The organism is Janthinobacterium silvisoli, from assembly GCF_014200725.1.
Classification (GTDB): domain Bacteria; phylum Pseudomonadota; class Gammaproteobacteria; order Burkholderiales; family Burkholderiaceae_D; genus Janthinobacterium.
Genome location: NZ_JACHCL010000006.1, coordinates 1 through 12237, shown reverse-complemented (window position 1 = coordinate 12237; position 12237 = coordinate 1). Strand labels below are relative to the sequence as shown.

The 12237-nt window shown below is 59.6% G+C and carries 14 protein-coding genes; 4 read left to right on the top strand and 10 right to left on the bottom strand.

What is annotated here, in order from left to right:
* Positions 1 to 18: 18 nt before the first annotated feature.
* Positions 19 to 1221: a GGDEF domain-containing protein gene (locus HDE75_RS21735; RefSeq protein ID WP_311735149.1), complete on the top strand. Its 1203-nt coding sequence runs from the start codon at positions 19 to 21 to the stop codon at positions 1219 to 1221.
* On the opposite strand, the gene HDE75_RS21730 is transcribed toward HDE75_RS21735, so the two are convergent.
* The 7 genes from HDE75_RS21730 to rpe form a co-directional block, all read right to left on the bottom strand.
* Positions 1172 to 1660: an energy transducer TonB gene (locus HDE75_RS21730; protein ID WP_183680419.1), complete on the bottom strand. Its 489-nt coding sequence runs from the start codon at positions 1658 to 1660 to the stop codon at positions 1172 to 1174. The genes HDE75_RS21735 and HDE75_RS21730 overlap by 50 nt on opposite strands.
* Positions 1660 to 2460 carry an indole-3-glycerol phosphate synthase TrpC gene (trpC, locus tag HDE75_RS21725; RefSeq protein ID WP_183680417.1) on the bottom strand — a complete coding sequence of 267 codons (801 nt, stop codon included), beginning with the start codon at positions 2458 to 2460 and terminating at the stop codon, positions 1660 to 1662. Before trpC ends, HDE75_RS21730 begins: the two co-directional genes overlap by 1 nt.
* Before the next feature lie 34 nt (positions 2461 to 2494).
* A complete protein-coding gene (gene trpD, locus HDE75_RS21720) occupies positions 2495 to 3538 on the bottom strand; it encodes an anthranilate phosphoribosyltransferase (protein WP_183680415.1) in 1044 nt (347 codons plus the stop codon).
* A gap of 69 nt (positions 3539 to 3607) precedes the next feature.
* Entirely contained in the window at positions 3608 to 4171 is a 564-nt protein-coding gene (locus tag HDE75_RS21715; RefSeq protein ID WP_183680413.1) for an anthranilate synthase component II, read from the bottom strand.
* 1 nt (position 4172) lies between these two features.
* Positions 4173 to 5681 (bottom strand): anthranilate synthase component I, encoded by a 1509-nt coding sequence (gene trpE, locus HDE75_RS21710; protein WP_183680411.1) that lies wholly within the window; start codon positions 5679 to 5681, stop codon positions 4173 to 4175.
* A 256-nt stretch (positions 5682 to 5937) separates the two neighbouring features.
* Entirely contained in the window at positions 5938 to 6642 is a 705-nt protein-coding gene (locus HDE75_RS21705) for a phosphoglycolate phosphatase (RefSeq protein ID WP_183680409.1), read from the bottom strand.
* Positions 6642 to 7313, bottom strand: coding sequence for a ribulose-phosphate 3-epimerase (rpe, locus tag HDE75_RS21700; RefSeq protein WP_183680407.1), 672 nt, complete (start codon positions 7311 to 7313; stop codon positions 6642 to 6644). The genes HDE75_RS21705 and rpe overlap by 1 nt, the downstream gene beginning before the upstream one ends.
* A 107-nt stretch (positions 7314 to 7420) precedes the next feature.
* On the opposite strand from rpe, the gene apaG reads away from it, so the two are divergent.
* Positions 7421 to 7795, top strand: a complete 375-nt coding sequence (apaG, locus tag HDE75_RS21695) for a Co2+/Mg2+ efflux protein ApaG (RefSeq protein ID WP_183680405.1) — start codon at positions 7421 to 7423, stop codon at positions 7793 to 7795.
* A gap of 9 nt (positions 7796 to 7804) precedes the next feature.
* Here the strand turns inward: apaG and HDE75_RS21690 are convergent, their stop codons facing one another.
* On the bottom strand, positions 7805 to 7963 hold the full coding sequence (locus HDE75_RS21690; RefSeq protein ID WP_183680403.1) for a hypothetical protein: 159 nt from the start codon (positions 7961 to 7963) through the stop codon (positions 7805 to 7807).
* A 10-nt stretch (positions 7964 to 7973) separates the two neighbouring features.
* On the opposite strand from HDE75_RS21690, the gene mltA reads away from it, so the two are divergent.
* Positions 7974 to 9218, top strand: coding sequence for a murein transglycosylase A (mltA, locus tag HDE75_RS21685; protein WP_409254929.1), 1245 nt, complete (start codon positions 7974 to 7976; stop codon positions 9216 to 9218).
* 25 nt (positions 9219 to 9243) lie between these two features.
* Here mltA and HDE75_RS21680 read toward each other — a convergent pair whose 3' ends face one another.
* Complete coding sequence (locus tag HDE75_RS21680) at positions 9244 to 9681, bottom strand: universal stress protein (protein ID WP_183680400.1); 438 nt, start codon at positions 9679 to 9681, stop codon at positions 9244 to 9246.
* 118 nt (positions 9682 to 9799) lie between these two features.
* Positions 9800 to 11104, bottom strand: coding sequence for an MFS transporter (locus HDE75_RS21675; RefSeq protein ID WP_260174254.1), 1305 nt, complete (start codon positions 11102 to 11104; stop codon positions 9800 to 9802).
* 92 nt (positions 11105 to 11196) lie between these two features.
* On the opposite strand from HDE75_RS21675, the gene HDE75_RS21670 reads away from it, so the two are divergent.
* A complete protein-coding gene (locus HDE75_RS21670) occupies positions 11197 to 11973 on the top strand; it encodes an enoyl-CoA hydratase (protein WP_183680398.1) in 777 nt (258 codons plus the stop codon).
* The last annotated feature ends 264 nt before the right edge of the window (positions 11974 to 12237 follow it).

The window sequence follows — 12237 nt, the reverse complement described above, 5'->3', positions numbered from 1 at the left end:
TGATTCTCCAGGCTGACCGTGGAAACCCTCGATCCCCGCACCATCGTGTTCATGACTACCCTGATGTGCGGGGCGATGAGCATCGTCATGTTCTCGGTGTATCGCAGCTTCCGGCGCGAGGTGCATGGCCTCGGGCATTGGTCGGCTGGCTTGCTGCTGCTGGTGTTCGCTTCGATGCTGTTTGGCGCGCGCGGCATGCTGCACGATGCGCTGGTGCTGGTGGGGGCTAATGCGGCCCTGATAGCCGGTATCGGCCTGGCCATGCTGGGCACCGAAAAATTCTATGGGCAGCCTCCCAGCCTGCGCCTGTACTGGCTGGTGTTTTGCCTGGGTACTGGCGGCATCGCATGGTGGCTGCTGGTGCAACCCGATTTCTCCCGTCGCGTGGCGCTCTTTTCATTCCTGGTGTTTATTTTCTATGCGCGCCAGGCGCAGCTGGTAGTGCGCCATGGCGAACGGCATTTTTCCAGTTTTTTCTTTGGTTCCCTGATGGCGGTACAGGCTTGCGTGGTACTGGCGCGCGGCGTGGCTGCCTTGCGCAATGGCGGCGCCAGCGTCGACCTGATGGTGTCAACCACGCAGGCCAGTATTTATCTGGCCGTCGCCAATTTCATGGCCCTGCTGCTGACGGTGGGCTTCATGACAGTGGCCACGCGCCGCCTGCAAGCGATACTCGAGCGCCGCTCTACCCATGATCCGCTGACGCAGGTGTTGAACCGGCGCGGCTTCGGCGACGCCTATGCACGCGAAAAGGCGAATTTTTCGCGCCACCGCCGCCCGCTCACCTTACTCAGTATCGATCTCGATTATTTCAAGAACATCAATGACCGCTATGGCCATATGGTGGGCGACCAGGTGCTGGCGCACGTTGCCGGCATCATCGGCCGCGCCCTGCGCGAATCGGATTGCGTGGCCCGTTTCGGCGGCGAGGAATTTGTCGTGCTGATGCCGGACATGTCGCCGCATAATGCACTGGGCGTGGCCGAGCGTATCCGCAGCCTGCTGCGCGAACCGGCCGATGTGGGGCTGCCACCGTGCACGGTGAGTATCGGCGTGGCGTGCCAGGCGTCGACGGAAGAAGAGCTGGAGCAGTTGCTGTCGCGCGCCGACGCCGCGCTGTATCTGGCCAAGGCCAATGGCCGCGACCGCATCGAACTCGATGCCAGCGGCCCTACTGTGGCCCGGACAAAGTCCGCAGCTGGAACTGATAACGCTCGTTGAAGAGGAAGGTTTCGGAAAAATCGAGCGTCTTGTCGCGCTTGCGCATCAGCTGCGCCGTGGGGGGAAACGGTTCCTCGACGCGGCGCACTGCTGCCAGCGCCGCTGCCGAGGCCTCGCTGTCGCGCGAGCGGTGCACGCGCACTTTTTTGAGCTTACCATCGCGGTCGATGCTGATATCAAGCACGACGATGGCCGGCAGCATGGCCGGCAGCGGACCATCAAACGTGTTGTCAGGATTGGCCGCCACGATTTGCTGCGCCACCAGCAGTTTGTAGGCGGTGATGGTGTCTGCCGGCGGCGCCGGTTCGGGAGCCGCGACTGGAGGAGTGGGTGTTGCGGGCGCGCTTGCCGTCGCCGGCGCAGCGGTTTCCGGCGCCTTTTGGCAAGCAGCCAGCGCCAGTACGATGGCAAACGGTATGGCTGCCCGCGTAATAGGCATCAGCTGAACAGGCGTTCCAGTTCCACGCCGGGATCTGGCGCGCGCATGAAGGCTTCGCCCACCAGGAAGCTGTGTACATCGGCCGCACGCATGCGCTGCACGTCGGCGCTGCCGGCAATGCCCGATTCGGTGATCACCAATCTGTCTTGCGGGATGCGCGGCAGCAGATTGATGGTGGTATCGAGCGAAGTTTCAAAGGTGCGCAGATTGCGGTTGTTGATGCCGATCAGCGCGCTCTTGAGTTTTAACGCCGCATCGAGTTCTGCGCCATCATGGCTTTCGATCAGCACGCCCATGCCCAGTTCGTGGGCGCAGGCTTCCATCTCGGCCATCAAGCCATGGTCCAGCGCCGCCACGATCAGCAGGATGCAGTCGGCGCCCATGGCCCGCGCTTCATAGATCTGGTACATATCGACCATGAAATCCTTGCGCAGCACGGGGATGGAACAGGCGGCGCGCGCCTGTTGCAGGTAGTCGACCGAGCCCTGGAAGAATTGTTCGTCCGTCAGCACGGACAAACACGCCGCGCCATGGGCCGCGTAACTGGCGGCAATCTCGGCCGGACGGAAATCGGCACGTATCACGCCTTTCGATGGCGAGGCTTTTTTCACTTCGGCGATGATGCCGGGTTTGCCGTCGGCGATATGCTGGCGCAGGCTCGCTTCAAAGTCGCGCAGGTTAGCGCGCAGGGCGCTGTCGTTTTCCACCTCGCTGCGCAGGCTGGCCAGGCTGCGGTAAGCCTTGGCCTTGGCCACTTCGTCGGCTTTCACGGCCAGGATTTTATCGAGTATGTCGGACATGATGGTCGCTATTCCAGTGTAGGTTGTGGATAGTTTACGCTTGCGCCGGGTGGCCCAGCTGCTGCGTCACTTGCACGAACTGATCGAGTTTCGCCAGCGCGGCGCCCGAGCTGACAGCCAGCCGAGCACGGACCAGGCCATCTTCGATCGAGCTGGCCACGCCGGCCGCATACAGCGCCGTACCCGCGTTCAGGGCGACGATATCGGAAGCGGCGCCTGGCTCGCCGCGCAGCGCTTCCATCATTTTCGCCTTCGATTCGGCGGCGTCGGCCACCTTCAGGTTGCGGCTGGCGATCATGGACAGGCCGAAGTCTTCCGGATGGATTTCATATTCGCGGATTTCACCATTGATCAATTCACCGACCATGGTACCGGCGCCCAGCGAGACTTCATCCATATTGTCGCGGCCATACACCACGATCGCATGCTGTGCGCCCAGGCGCTGCAGCACGCGTACCTGGATACCGACCAGGTCGGCGTGGAATACGCCCATCAGGATATTCGGCGCGCCGGCCGGATTGGTCAGCGGCCCCAGGATATTGAAGATGGTGCGCACGCCCAGTTCGCGGCGCACGGGCGCCGCATGCTTCATGGCCGCGTGGTGATTCGGCGCATACATGAAGCCGATGCCGGTTTGCGCGATCGACTGGGCAATCTGTTCGGGCTGCAGGTTGATGTTGGCGCCCAGCGAGTCGAGCACGTCGGCGCTGCCGGACGAAGACGACACGCTGCGACCGCCATGCTTGGCCACGCGCGCACCGGCGGCGGCGGCGACGAACATAGAGGCGGTAGAGATATTAAACGTGTGGGCGCCGTCGCCGCCCGTGCCGACGATGTCGAGCAAGCGGGTGGTGTCGGCCATCGGCACCTTGGTGGAAAACTCGCGCATGACTTGCGCGGCGGCGGCGATTTCACCGATGGTTTCCTTCTTCACGCGCAAGCCCATGGTCAGGGCGGCGATCATGGTGGGCGACATTTCGCCGGACATGATCTGGCGGAACAGGTACAGCATTTCGTCGTGAAAAATTTCACGGTGTTCGATACAGCGCAGCAGGGCTTCTTGTGGGGTGATCGGCATGATGCTTCCTTCTTCAATGATGGCGCAGGAGGACACTGATGGCGCGCGCCCAGTGGCGCACGCAGGCAATCAGCGCTCGAGAAAGTTCTTCAGCAGGGCGTGGCCGTGCTCCGACAGGATCGATTCAGGGTGAAACTGCACACCCTCGATATCGTATTCCCGGTGGCGCACGCCCATGATTTCGCCGTCGTCCGTCCACGCTGTCACTTCCAGGCAGGAAGGCAGCGAGGCGCGTTCGATCGCCAAAGAGTGGTAGCGGATCACTGTGAAGGGGCTGGGCAAGTTCTTGAAAACGCCCACGCCCGTATGCGCGATAACTGAAGTTTTGCCATGCATGACTTGTTTGGCGCGGATGACTTTGCCGCCAAACGCCTCGCCGATGGCCTGGTGGCCCAGGCAAACGCCCAGTATCGGTTTCTTGCCGGCGAAGTGCTTGAGCACTTCCACCGAAATGCCTGCCTGCGCTGGCGCTTTCGGGCCAGGCGAGATGCAGATACGGTCCGGGTTCAGCGCTTCGATGTCAGCGATGCTGATTTCATCGTTGCGGTAGACCCGTACGTCTTCGCCCAACTCGCCGAAATACTGCACGATGTTGTAGGTGAAGGAGTCATAGTTGTCGATCATTAGCAGCATCTCAGAGCTCCCCATCCAGTCCATCTTGCACTTGTTCGGCGGCGCGCAGTACGGCACGCGCCTTGTTTTCGGTTTCCTGCCATTCCATTTCGGGAATCGAGTCGGCCACGATGCCGGCCGCAGCCTGCACATACAGCATGCCGTCCTTGACCACACCCGTGCGGATGGCGATTGCCACATCCATTTCACCGCCAAACGACAGGTAGCCGCAGGCGCCGCCATAGATGCCGCGCTTGCTGATTTCCAGTTCGTCGATCACTTCCATCGCGCGCACTTTTGGCGCGCCCGTCAGGGTGCCGGCGGGGAAGGTGGCGCGCAGCACGTCCAGGTTGGACAGGCCTGCTTTCAGCGTGCCTTCCACGTTCGAGACGATGTGCTGCACATGCGAGTATTTTTCGATGACCATGCGGTCGGTGACTTGCACGCTGCCGGTTTCGGCAATGCGGCCGATGTCATTGCGCGCCAGGTCGATCAGCATCACGTGTTCGGCGATCTCTTTCGGATCGGCCAGCAGTTCGGCCGACAGTTCGGCGTCGCGCTCGGGCGTGGCGCCGCGTGGGCGGGTGCCGGCGATAGGGCGCAGGGTAACTTTTTTGCTGTTCTCGCCGTCGGCCGTCTTGATATTCTCGTTACGCACCAAAATTTCAGGCGAGGCGCCGATGATCTGCATGTCGCCGAAATTATAGAAATACATATACGGCGACGGGTTCAGCGAACGCAGGGCGCGGTACAGGCTCAAGGGCGAATCGACGTAAGGCTTGCGGATGCGCTGGCCGATTTGCACCTGCATCAAGTCGCCGGCCATCACGTATTCGTGGGCGCGGGCGACAGCCTTCAGATACTCTTCTTTTGGGAAGTCGCGGATGGTTTCCGTGCGCACCGAGGCGCTAGTCACGGGGGCGTCGAGGCCACGGCGCAGCATCATGCGCAAGTCTTTCAGGCGCTGCCGCGCTTTCGAGAACGACTCGCTCTGGGTGGTGTCGGCGTAGACGATCAGATACAGTTTGCCGGACAGGTTGTCGATCACGGCCAGTTCTTCCGTCACCATCAGCTGGATGTCGGGCAGGCCCAGGTCATCTTTCGGCGCACCGCCGGCCAGTTTTTTCTCGATATGGCGCACCGTGTCGTAGCCGAAGTAACCAGCCAGGCCACCGCAGAAACGCGGCATGCCAGGGCGCAGGGCCACCTTGAAGCGGGACTGGTACTGTTCGATGAAATCGAGCGGATTGCCTTCGTGTGCTTCGATCACTTCGCCATTCTTGACGATCTCGGTGCGGCTGCCATGGCTGCGCAACACGGTGGTGGCGGGCAAACCGATGAAGGAATAGCGGCCGAAGCGTTCGCCGCCGACGACTGATTCCAGCAAAAAGGTATTCTTGCCGCCTTGCTGGGTTTGCGCCAGTTTCAGGTACAGCGTGAGCGGAGTTTCCAGGTCGGCGAAGGCTTCCGAGACCAATGGGATACGGTTATAGCCTTGCTGGGCCAGCGATTTGAATTCGAGTTCGGTCATGTTTCTCTCCATGCCGCCAGGGGCTACAGGCATGCAATTACGCAATGCGCCAATCTGGCGGAGGTTAATCAAAAAACCTGCCGGATGCTCGCGGGCAGCCGACAGCAATCGTTACACGGCTCGGCCTTAAGCCTGCCAGGATTGCCAGCGTCGCCAAAGCCAGGCCTCAATCGAGCCGGTTTGGGTGACATTGTATTTTTTGATGAGAAACGGGTTCACGATGGTGTGTAGTCAGTCAGTATGCGTATCAGTTTGTTCAGTTTTGCATGCGAATGAAATGGGCTGCTTCGAGCAGCGTATTTACTATACCATCGGAATCGGTGTCGTGTATAGAGTGTCCGTGATTGTATCCGTACGGCACTGTCAACACGGGGCAGCCCGCAGCCCGGGCCGCTTGCGCGTCATTCGAGGAGTCGCCGATGGCCACCACTTTGGCGGGCGCCAGGTCAAAATCTGCACATACTTGCAATAGCGGCATGGGGTCCGGTTTTTTCTTCGGCAAGGAGTCGCCTCCGTAGACGATATCGAAATAGCCAGCCAGATTTTTCTGTTGCAGCAGGGGCAGGGCGAAGGCCACCGGCTTGTTGGTCACGCAGGCCAGGCGCAGGCCGGCCGCCTTCATCGCTGCCAATCCCTGGAGCACGTCCGGGTACAAGGTGCTGAAGTCGCCATTGATGGCCAGATAATGGCGCTGGTAGGCGTCCATCGCCTGTTCAAAGCGCTGTTCCACGCCAGTCGCATCGAAATCGAGGGCCAGCACGCTGCGGATCAGGTTTTCCGAGCCTTTGCCCACCATATTCTTGATGGTGGCTTCGCTGATGGGCGCGAGATTAAACTCGCTGCGCATGCCGTTGATGGCGACATGGAAATCGGGCACGGTGTCGAGCATCGTGCCATCGAGGTCGATGATGGCGGCGCGCACGCCAGCCAGCACACCGCTCTTCACTGTGCCCGTATTCATCAGGCTGCCACTTTGGCTAATTCGGCGCGCATGGCATCGATCACGGCCTTGTAGTCAGGCTTGCCGAAGATGGCGGAACCGGCAACAAAGGTGTCGGCGCCGGCAGCGGCAGCGGCAGCGATATTGTCGATCTTGATGCCGCCGTCCACTTCCAGCATGATGTCACGGCCCGACTCATCGATCATGCGGCGCGCTTCAGCGATTTTTTTCAGTGCATGGGGAATGAAGGATTGGCCGCCGAAGCCTGGATTGACGGACATGATCAAGATCATGTCGATCTTGTCCATCACGTGTTCCAGGTAGTGCAGCGGTGTGCCAGGATTGAAGACCAGGCCGGACTTGCAGCCGTTGTCGCGTATCAGTTGCAGCGAGCGGTCCAGGTGTTCCGACGCTTCTGGATGAAAGGTGATGATGTTTGCGCCGGCCTTGGCGAAATCCGGGATAATGCGATCGACTGGCTTGACCATCAGATGCACATCGATGGGTACTTGTACATGCGGGCGTATCGCTTCGCAGACCAGCGGGCCGATCGTCAGGTTGGGCACATAGTGATTATCCATCACGTCGAAGTGGATGATGTCGGCGCCAGCGGTGACGACGTTGCGCACTTCCTCGCCCAAACGGGCAAAGTCGGCGGACAGGATGCTGGGAGCGATACGGAATGTAGTCATGGCGAGTGGGCTAGAGTGTAGAAATTGCGATTGCCGCTATTTTACGCCTGCCGCCGTTGCCATGCCCTTTTGAAATACAGAAAAATGACGAACAGATAAGGATGATGATGGCGACTTATGAATTTACGGTAACGGTCAAGACGCAGTTCTTGCCTGAGCAGTCGGCGCCGGAGCAGGGCCGCCATGTGTTCAGCTACACCATCAATGTGAAGAATACGGGCAGTGCCGGCGCGCAATTGATTGCGCGCCACTGGGTTATCACGGATGCCAATAACAAGGTGGAAGAAGTGCGCGGCCTGGGCGCTGTCGGCCACCAGCCGCTGCTGCAGCCCGGTGAACAGTTCGAATATACGAGCGGTACCGTGCTGGCCACGCCGCAGGGTTCCATGCGCGGCGAATATTTCTGCGTGGCCGAAGACGGCCATCAGTTCGAAGCGACTATACCTGAGTTCGTGTTGTCGCTGCCGCGCACCCTGCACTAAACTACCGCGCTACTTCAGCTTGTCGGTCTGCTGTTCTTCCGTGCCGACCTGTTTCTGCGCTGGTGGCGCAGGCTTTTTGCCTGTGCCCTTGCCCTGATACATGGTCCACCAGACAATAAATACCAGCAGGAAAAACGCCACCAGCGCTTCTATCATCAAGACCCACATACGCACCCCTATGTTATTTACACAAAGTTCTTTGACACGCCGTAGTCTACTCGTTCCCCTGGGCGCCGTCGCGTTCATCTTGTCAGCTTGTACCACGCCGCCTGCGCCGACCAATGTGGCCGCGGGGCAAACACCGCCGCTGAGCAAGCCTGTGTCGGCAAAACCGGCGACGCCCGAGGCTAAGGATAGCAAGGATGCACAGGCGCCCACGTTTATGCCCGTGAGCTTTTCCGCCTTGCCGGGCTGGGGCCGTGACGATATGCGCGCCGCCTGGCCAGCCTTCATGGCGTCATGCAATGTGCTGGCCAAACGCCCTGACTGGAAAGAGTCTTGCACCATCGCGCGCCAGGTCAATGCGGATAGCGACAAGGCCATCCGCCAGTTCTTTGAAGCGTTCTTTGTGCCAAATCAAATCGTCGCCCCCGATGGCGCCAGCACGGGCCTGGTCACCGGCTATTACGAACCTTTGCTGCATGGCGCGCGCAAGCGTGGCGGCCCGTACCAGACGCCGCTGTATAAAGTGCCGGATGACCTGGTGACGGTGGATCTGTCCAGCGTGTATCCGGAATTGAAAAATATGCGCTTGCGGGGCAAGCTGGTCGGCAAGAAAGTCGTGCCTTATGCCACCCGTGCCGATATCGAGCGCGCCACTTCCGTGGTGGGCAAGGAACTGATGTGGGTTGACGATGAAGTCGAAGCCTTCTTCCTGCAAGTGCAGGGCAGCGGCCGCGTGCAACTGACCGATACGCAGGAAACCGTGCGCGTGGCTTATGCCGACCAAAATGGTTATCCGTACAAATCGATAGGCCGCTACCTGGTTGACAAGGGCGAGCTGACCATGAGCCAGGCCTCTGCGCAGGGTATCAAGGCCTGGATCGCCGGCCATCCTACGCGCAAGGACGAGCTCTTCAATGCCAACCCCAGTTATGTGTTCTTCAAGGAAGAGCGCTTGCCTGATCCCAAGGTGGGGCCGAAGGGCGCACTGGGTGTGCCTTTGACGCCGCAGCGCTCGGTCGCCATCGATTCGCGTTTCGTGCCGCTGGGTGCGCCACTGTTTTTGGCAACCACGCAAGCCAATAGCGATATCCCCATGCAACGTCTGGTGATGGCGCAAGATACGGGCGGCGCCATCCGTGGCCCCATCCGTGTCGATTATTTCTTTGGTTTTGGCGCCGAAGCGGCAGAGAACGCTGGCCGCATGAAGCAGAGCGGCCAGGTGTGGATCTTATTGCCGAAGCAAGTGCCAGCCCGCTAAGGCGCGGGCATCGCAGCTGGTCTTGTCAGCGCAAGACCAGCACGGGCACCTGGGTGTGGCCCAGTACCTTTTGCGTTTCGCTACCTACGAACAGCTTGTTCAAGCCCTTGCGGCCATGCGAGGCCATCAGGATGATGTCGCAATGGTGACTGGCTGCGGTATTGACGATTTCTTCGTAGGGGCTGGGCGATACGGCTACCAGGCCTTCGAATTCCAGGCCGGCAGCGCGCGCAGCCTGGCCCAGCTTGTCGACGGCGTGTTGCGCAGCCGTATGCATCTGCTCTTCATATAAACCTGCATCGAGCACCACGCCACCGTCGGCCATCGGCGAAAACGGGAAAGGCTGGACTACGCTGATGGCGACCAGCTTGGCCTTGTTCAATTGTGCGAAGGCCAGCGCCGTCTCAGCGGCCTTGTCGGACAACGGCGAGCCGTCGGTAGGAAATAAGATGGTGTTAAACATGGCATGCTCCTCAAGTGATGTTGCTAGCTTATGGATTTCCCCCAAGCAAAACATTGATGTACATCAAATCTGTCAGGCTTTGACTTAACGATATGACAGTGTATGCCTGATCTACGGATCAGGCGCGTACGCCACGCAGCGGCGTGCCCCAGGTCATGGCGATGGTCAGTAAAACACTGCCAGCGGCGATACACGCCATGCCATTGCGCACGCCGAAGTGTTCGGCGATCCAGCCGGCGGCCAGCGCACCGAGCGGCGCCGTGGCCACCGTCAGGAAGCGCATGGTCGAGGTCATCCGACCCAGCATGGGGTCGGGCGTAACTTTTTGCCGCAAGCCCATATACGGAATGAAGAACAGCATCACGCCGCAATCGAAAAAGAACATTAGTACGGCATAGGCGGCCGCACTGGCATGCGCACTACCAAACAGGGCGGCAGGGATGGCAGGTGTCAGGGCAAAGCATAGCGAGGTCGACGCCAGGCCGATCAGGATGGTGGGGCCAGTGCCGTAGCGGCGCGTCAGTGGTTTGACGATGATCGCGCTCAGCAACATGCCGGCGCCGCCCAGCATTTGCGCCAGCCCCAGGACGCCAGGGCTCATGCCCAGGTTGTGGGTGGCAAACAAGATGGTCAGCGCCATGCTGGCATAAAACAAGAAATGCCAGATACCGGCGCCCCAGGCCAGTGCGCGCAGCAGCGGCTGGTGCCAGACGAATACCAGGCCGTCGGCGATATCGCGCAGCGCATGCTTGTTGGACGGAGCCGGGCGCGGATCGCGCACGCTCATGGCGCGCAAATTCAATACGGAAATAAAGTAGCCGCAAGCAGTGCAAAAGACCGCGGCTGGCGCTGACAGTATTTGCACCAGTACCCCAGCCAGGCCAGGGCCGATCAGGCGCGAAGCCGATTCCGTGGCGGCAAATTTCGATTGAGCATCGATCAAGCCATCGCGCCCCACCAGGAAAGTCAGGAAAACCTGTTCTGCGCCACCGCCCACCACAAAACCGGTGCCGATAATAAAACCCACTATATATAACCACGGCATCGACAGCAGACCGCACCAGTAGGCGATGGCCACGCTGGCCAGTGCCAGGCCCGACATGCTTTCGCTGAACAACATGATCGGGTGTTTGCTGCGCCTATCCAGCAACACGCCTACCGGCAAGCCGAACAGGGCAAACGGCAGGGCTTGCAGGGCGACCAGCAAGCCCATCTGTTCTGGCGTTGCATGCAAGAGCAGCACTGCGCACAAGGGCAGGGCCAGTGAGGTGATCTGGGCGCCAAAGCAATTGAGGCCATTGCTGAACCACAGCCGGCGAAAGTTGATGGTGGCGGGGCTGCCGTCACCGCGCAGGCGGCGGGCGCAATACTGGAACAGGGAAGAGTAAATACGGCACGCTATATAAGATGGGGGAGTAGACAATAATATCAGTGTGCTGTGAGCAATGCAGCCGCTACAATCGACGTCACTATTTAATCGCCGTATTTGATCACCAACTATCGAGAGGAGACACCATGCAATATGAAGACTTGATCATCGACATCCAGGACCGCGTCGCCGTCATTCGCCTCAACCGCCCGAAGGCGCTCAATGCGCTGAATGAAAACATGATGAATGAGCTGGGCGATGCTTTACTTAAATTCGACGCCGACGACAAGATCGGCTGCATCGTACTGACCGGTAGCGAAAAAGCCTTTGCGGCTGGTGCCGATATCGCCGCCATGGCGGACTACACCTACCCCGATACTTTTACCAGTGGTTATATCAGCCGCAACTGGGAACATATACTGCGCGTGCGCAAACCCGTGGTTGGTGCGGTAGCCGGTTATGCGCTGGGCGGTGGTTGCGAACTGGCGATGATGTGCGATTTCCTGATCGCCGCAGATAGCGCCAAATTCGGCCAGCCTGAAATCAAGGTAGGCGTCACACCAGGCGCGGGCGGCACGCAGCGTCTGCCACGCGCCATCGGCAAAGCCAAGGCCATGGACTTGCTGCTGACGGCGCGCACCATCGATGCGGCAGAAGCTGAACGCATCGGCCTGGTGTCGCGGGTGGTGCCTGCCGATAAGCTGCTGGAAGAAACCCTGGCTGCTGCCAGGACCATCGCTGCCATGCCGGTCTCGGTGGCCATGATGATCAAGGATTGCGTCAACCGCGCCTTCGAGACGACATTGACCGATGGCGTCGCCTACGAGCGCCGTTTATTCCAGGCTGCTTTCGGTACGCCAGCCCAGAAAGAAGGTATGCACGCTTTCCTGGAAAAGCGCTTGCCAAACTTCGACGGTCTTTGATATGATTCGCCTCCCCGATGAGACGCACTAGTTTGCGGCACTAAAGGGGTCACCGGAAACGATGATGCAGTAAAAAAGAAGGTTGACGAAATGTGCGAAACGCTTCATACTCTTCCTTCTTCGCAGATGACAAACACAACGCTTTGTCGATAGCGCGAAAGTAGTAGCAGAATTGAGTTCTTTAACAATTAACAGTCGATAAGTGTGGGCATTTGATGGAAGTGCAGCGCTGCGCAAGCAGCGTAAAACTTAAAATATCAAATG

Excerpts from the sequence above, each read along its gene's own strand:
- mltA (WP_409254929.1), top strand. The coding sequence starts at position 7,974 with ATGTTATTTACACAAAGTTCTTTGACACGCCGTAGTCTACTCGTTCCC.
- trpE (WP_183680411.1), bottom strand. The coding sequence starts at position 5,681 with ATGACCGAACTCGAATTCAAATCGCTGGCCCAGCAAGGCTATAACCGT.
- HDE75_RS21730 (WP_183680419.1), bottom strand. The coding sequence starts at position 1,660 with ATGCCTATTACGCGGGCAGCCATACCGTTTGCCATCGTACTGGCGCTG.
- HDE75_RS21690 (WP_183680403.1), bottom strand. The coding sequence starts at position 7,963 with ATGTGGGTCTTGATGATAGAAGCGCTGGTGGCGTTTTTCCTGCTGGTA.
- HDE75_RS21705 (WP_183680409.1), bottom strand. The coding sequence starts at position 6,642 with ATGAATACGGGCACAGTGAAGAGCGGTGTGCTGGCTGGCGTGCGCGCC.
- HDE75_RS21670 (WP_183680398.1), top strand. The coding sequence starts at position 11,197 with ATGCAATATGAAGACTTGATCATCGACATCCAGGACCGCGTCGCCGTC.
- trpC (WP_183680417.1), bottom strand. The coding sequence starts at position 2,460 with ATGTCCGACATACTCGATAAAATCCTGGCCGTGAAAGCCGACGAAGTG.
- trpD (WP_183680415.1), bottom strand. The coding sequence starts at position 3,538 with ATGCCGATCACCCCACAAGAAGCCCTGCTGCGCTGTATCGAACACCGT.
- HDE75_RS21715 (WP_183680413.1), bottom strand. The coding sequence starts at position 4,171 with ATGCTGCTAATGATCGACAACTATGACTCCTTCACCTACAACATCGTG.
- rpe (WP_183680407.1), bottom strand. The coding sequence starts at position 7,313 with ATGACTACATTCCGTATCGCTCCCAGCATCCTGTCCGCCGACTTTGCC.
- apaG (WP_183680405.1), top strand. The coding sequence starts at position 7,421 with ATGGCGACTTATGAATTTACGGTAACGGTCAAGACGCAGTTCTTGCCT.
- HDE75_RS21680 (WP_183680400.1), bottom strand. The coding sequence starts at position 9,681 with ATGTTTAACACCATCTTATTTCCTACCGACGGCTCGCCGTTGTCCGAC.